Origin of the sequence: Mycobacterium sp., assembly GCF_035653355.1 — a bacterium.
Lineage (GTDB): Bacteria > Actinomycetota > Actinomycetes > Mycobacteriales > Mycobacteriaceae > Mycobacterium.
Genome location: NZ_DASRBZ010000352.1, coordinates 1 through 4,779 on the forward strand (window position 1 = coordinate 1; position 4,779 = coordinate 4,779).

The following is a 4,779-nucleotide window of genomic DNA, read 5'->3' on the forward strand; positions in this document are numbered from 1 at the left end:
CCTCGACCAGCGCCGCGGCCGCCGACCTGGTCGCGACGTTGCCGCCGACCACCTCGACCCGGTCGCCGATCTCGGCCTTGAGCTTGCCCACCATCTCGAGCACCAGCCGGTTGTGCGCGTGTGCGGTGTCAACGACCAGCACGTCGACCCCGGCGTCGACCAGCGTCATCGCCCGTGCCCACGCGTCGTCGCCGACCCCGACGGCGGCCCCGACCAGCAGCCGGCCGTCGCTGTCCTTGGTGGCGTCCGGGTGCTGTTCGGTCTTGACGAAGTCTTTGACGGTGATCAGCCCGGTCAGTCGGCCGCGGCCGTCGACGATCGGCAGCTTCTCGATCTTGTGCCGGCGCAGCAGGCCCAGCGCCGCATCGGCGGTCACACCTTCCTGGGCGGTGATCAGCGGGGCTTTGGTCATTACCTCGGAGACGGGCTTGGACTGGTCGACCTCGAAGCGCATGTCGCGGTTGGTGATGATCCCGACCAGGGCGCCGGTGTCGTCAACCACCGGCAGCCCGGAGATCCGGAAGCGGGCGCACAGCGCGTCGACTTCGGCCAACGTGTTGTCCGGGCGGCAGGTGACCGGATCGGTGACCATGCCAGCCTCGGAACGCTTGACGGTCTCGACCTGGCCGGCCTGTTCGGCGACGGGCAGGTTGCGGTGCAGCACGCCCATGCCGCCGGCGCGGGCCATCGCGATGGCCATCCGTGCTTCGGTGACCGTGTCCATCGCCGAGCTGACCAACGGCACCTTCAGCCGGATCTTCTTGGTGAGCTGGCTGGAGGTATCCGCATTTGCGGGCACCACATCGGAGGCAGCCGGCAACAGCAGCACGTCGTCGAAGGTCAGCCCCAGCATCGCGACCTTGTTCGGGTTGTCACCGCCGGTGGGCACCGCATCTTCGGCCAGGCCACCGAGGCGGGCATAGGGGCTGGCGATCAGGTCGGCGCTGCCTTCGTACACGCCATGAGACATCGGTGGGGCCCTCCTTATGCGGAGCGAGAAGCCCATCCTATCGGCTCTCCCCGGCCTGGTGACGACGCGCGCCGCGCGGCAACGCAGCAGCTTGCTGCGGCCCGGCGGTTCCGCTGGCGCGATGGCAGCCACGCTGCGTAATGTGGAGGCGTGCGCGACTACCTACCACCGGGTTTGCCGCCCGACCCGTTCGCCGACGACCCCTGTGACCCCTCGGCGGCGTTGGATGCCGTCGAGCCGGGTGAGCCGCTCGATCCGCAGGAGCGGATGGCGGTGGAAGCCGACCTGGCCGACCTCGCCGTGTACGAGGCGCTGTTGGCGCACAAGGGAATCCGCGGCCTCGTGGTCTGCTGCGACGAATGCCAGCAGGACCACTACCACGACTGGGACATGTTGCGCGCCAACCTGCTGCAGTTGCTGGTCGACGGCACTGTGCGGCCGCACGAGCCGGCGTACGACCCGGAACCCGACGCTTACGTCACCTGGGACTACTGCCGCGGATACGCCGACGCATCATTGAACGAGGCGACCTCCGACACCGAGGGTTATCACGGGCGCCGCTGAGCGCTCGACGACATCTACTGCGCGCTAAGCGTATCCGTGCCGCTACTATCCGCCGGCGTTTGGAACCGACTGCGGATGGCTTGAGAGCACCGGGCTGGTAGCGACGGTGGTCTGTGCCGCCGTCTCGCCGGCTTTGGGGACGCTGCTGCTGGCCGAGGGGGCCGCCGACGGGGTCGTGGGTGTGACGCTGACCACTTGCGAAGGTGATTGCGCCGGCGCGGAATTCGTCGACGTGGTTCCCGCAGCGGTGTGCTGCTGGGGCGACGACGGTGTGGACGGCGGTGACGATGGTGTGGATGGCGACGATGACGCGACCGACGAAGTGCTCGGGGTGGATGTCGCGGCGGGGCCGGAGGTGGTCACCGTTGTGGTCGCGTCGGTGGCCGAGGGACTGGTACTTGTGCCCGAGGTAGCTTCCGGCGGCGACAATGCGGTGGATGACGACGCCCCCGACACAGAGACCGAAGCGGACGGCGATACGGCCCCGGTGGTCGGTGGCGAGCTGGGTGTCAGCGTCGCGTTGGGGTCGTGGGTTGCCACTTTGGCGTTCAGCTGGTTCACCTGGTCGATCAGGCCCTGTTTGCGGTTGGAGTCGTTGACCGATTGCACAGTGCTGCTGACCGCGGCCAGCTTGTTCTGAGCCTGGTCCCATTGGCCTTGCGCGATCATCTGCTGCACCTGTGCGAGTTCGGTCTTCGCAGACAACTCGACCTGCTCGTCATGCAACGAGGGCGGCTCACCGAACAGCATGGTGTGCACCCCGTAAAGCGCATCCCCCGGATGAGCGGTCCCGACCATGGCGCCAAACCCGCCGAGCGCCAACACCGCGGCGGCCACCGAGCCGACCATCGCCAACGCGCGGCGAGTGCGCTGGCGAGCAGCCAACCCGATCTGGAGCGCAACGGCGGCCTCCTCGTCGGAAACCAGCGCGCTTGCCGGCGGCCATCGCAGGTCGTCGCGCCACTCTTCGAGCAGCGCGGCCAGCAGCTCGTCGTCCGGATCGGCGACGTCGACCGACTCTCGGGTGGCGAGCGCGTCGAGGAACCGGTCGCTGCGCGCTATCGCCTCCAGCGACGGCTGATCTGCCGGCGACCGACCGAAACCGAATTCAGGACCCAAGTCAGGCATAGTCACGCCCCGCTGCGACGATCTCCGACTTCAGCCGGGTTAGCGCCCGATGTTGGGCCACCCGAACCGCTCCAGGGGTACTGCCGACGGCGCTGGCGGTCTCCTCGGCGCTTAAACCCACGACGACGCGCATGATGATGATCTCCCGTTGCTTCTCGGGCAGGACCCCGAGCAACTCGTTCATCCGGGTGACCGATTCCGCCTCGAGGGCCATCTGCTCGGGGCCCGCCTCGGCGGAGCGGTGCTCGGGTAGCTCCTCGGCGGGATATGCGAGGTCACGGCCGGCGGCGCGATGCGCGTCAGCAACCTTGTGTGCGGCGATGCCGTACACGAAAGCCAAGAACGGGCGCCCCTGGTCCCGGTAGCGCGGCAGCGCCGTGATGGCGGCCAAGCACACCTCCTGAGCCACGTCGTCCGCTGAAAGACCGCCCCGCTCCGCAGTACCGATCCGCGCGCGGCAGTATCGAACCACGATCGGCCGGATGGTCTCCAACACTTCCCGAAGCGCATCTCGATCTCCTGCCACGGCATCGGCAACGACAGCGTCGAGACGTTCTCCGTCAATTGTCATCGGCCGCGGTCTCTCCAACGTTACGAACCGGCCACATCCCGGTCTTGTTGCACGGCTCGACAATAATGGCCGATCGGCGCTTCAACCGTTAACGCTCGCGCCAGATCCCGCCGGCGCGGCGCACGTGTTCGGCGCACGCGTGCCGCAGACTGCGCAGTTGTTGCGTTGTGCGCCTGGCACTTCCGATATCGATCAGCAGGCAAGCCAGCGCCCAGCGCAACGGCACTAAACCCAACTGCGCGGCGGCATCCAGCGTGTCGTCGCCGAGCGCACGAGCCCGGTCGATGTCGCCGGCGCTGCACAGCGCGGCGGCCAACACCATGTCGCTTTTGACGCGGTGCCGCGCGGATATGGCCTGCGCCAGTTCGACGGCCTGCTCGGCATGACGCACCGCGCGGCAGCCTTCACCGTGGGCCATTGCCAGCTCGGCGGCCACCCACGCCCGGCGCACGGCCGGGCGCTGCGCCCCGGGCCCGCCGGCGGCCAGCGCCTTGTCGGCCCGGCGCAGCAATGTGTCGGCGGCGGCGAACCGGCGCACCCCGAGGGCGTCGGCGGCCAGCCCAATCAGCGCGTCGCCAGCAGCCTCGGCGTCGTCGCCGGCCAGCGCCAACGCTGCGCCGTCCCACCGGCGCGCTCGCGCATGCCAGCCGAGCTGACGCAGGAACGAGCCCCGGGTGCTGTGCGCCAGCGAGGCCAGCCGTCCCGCTGTTGTGGTGCGCAGCAGCGGCGCCAAGTCGCTCAGGGCGCTGCCGTAGCGACCCTGCCCGCCGGCTGCGACCGCGCGCAGCCAGCGTTGGTAAGGTGTGGTCGCCGACGGCAGCGGCCAACAGCCCGGCCGGTCACCGAATGCGGCGGCGCTCAGAGTCGATTCAGTCAATAGACGGCGTTCGGTATTCGCGGGGCACATTAGTTAAAAGTTTGTGGTTTCTCAGTTACCGCAATATTAACCACCGCATACCGGTCGCCTTATTAACGTGCACGCGCCATCGGGTAGAAACTGAAATACCAGCATCGGCGACCTCGCATTAGCATGCTCGGCACGGATACTGCATCACAGGGATGAACGTGAAGTAAATTCTCAACCTGCGGTTACGCATTCGATGAGCCGGGTCTGTGTTGACTGAAATTCGGCGCCGCCCCTACTTTATTGCTGACGAGTAGTCATCGCCGACTCCGCTCGAATCAGTTACATGGCCCAAGCGCTGGTTGTACTCGCTTGCCCATGGACGTGTAGAGAGGGAATTAAATGCCGCAGCCGGAGCAGCTACCTGGACCAAACGCCGATATCTGGGATTGGCAACTGCGCGGCCTGTGCCGGGGTGTCGACTCGTCGGTGTTCTTCCATCCCGACGGCGAGCGTGGCCGGGCCCGTCTGCAACGCGAGCGTCGCGCCAAGGAGATGTGCCGACGCTGCCCGGTGATCCAGCAGTGCCGCGATCACGCTCTGGCGGTCGCTGAACCGTATGGCATCTGGGGCGGGCTGTCGGAGACCGAGCGCGACATGTTGCTCAAACGCGATCTGGGCCGCGCCCGCCGCAGCGCCTAA

General features: G+C 67.7%; 6 protein-coding genes. 2 read left to right on the forward strand and 4 right to left on the reverse strand.

The genetic code is table 11. The annotated features are described in order from the left end of the window. The coding region (gene guaB / locus VFA16_RS12270; protein ID WP_324968076.1) for an IMP dehydrogenase at positions 1 to 970 on the reverse strand (970 nt) is incomplete at its 3' end. Positions 971 to 1,120: 150 nt separating this feature from the next. Between guaB and VFA16_RS12275 the strand changes: the two genes are divergently transcribed. After that, on the forward strand, positions 1,121 to 1,534 hold the full coding sequence (locus tag VFA16_RS12275) for a DUF5319 domain-containing protein (RefSeq protein WP_324968077.1): 414 nt from the start codon (positions 1,121 to 1,123) through the stop codon (positions 1,532 to 1,534). 45 nt (positions 1,535 to 1,579) lie between these two features. On the opposite strand, the gene VFA16_RS12280 is transcribed toward VFA16_RS12275, so the two are convergent. From VFA16_RS12280 to VFA16_RS12290, 3 genes are all read right to left on the reverse strand, one after another. Continuing rightward, entirely contained in the window at positions 1,580 to 2,662 is a 1,083-nt protein-coding gene (locus VFA16_RS12280; RefSeq protein WP_324968078.1) for an anti-sigma-D factor RsdA, read from the reverse strand. Further along, the gene (locus VFA16_RS12285; protein WP_324968079.1) at positions 2,655 to 3,233 is read right to left on the reverse strand and encodes a sigma-70 family RNA polymerase sigma factor; all 579 of its coding nucleotides are present in this window, start codon (positions 3,231 to 3,233) and stop codon (positions 2,655 to 2,657) included. Before VFA16_RS12285 ends, VFA16_RS12280 begins: the two co-directional genes overlap by 8 nt. 88 nt (positions 3,234 to 3,321) lie before the next feature. Beyond that, on the reverse strand, positions 3,322 to 4,140 hold the full coding sequence (locus VFA16_RS12290) for a hypothetical protein (RefSeq protein WP_203800872.1): 819 nt from the start codon (positions 4,138 to 4,140) through the stop codon (positions 3,322 to 3,324). Positions 4,141 to 4,479: 339 nt separating this feature from the next. Here VFA16_RS12290 and VFA16_RS12295 point away from each other — a divergent pair, with 339 nt between their 5' ends. Continuing rightward, complete coding sequence (locus VFA16_RS12295) at positions 4,480 to 4,779, forward strand: WhiB family transcriptional regulator (RefSeq protein ID WP_048890190.1); 300 nt, start codon at positions 4,480 to 4,482, stop codon at positions 4,777 to 4,779.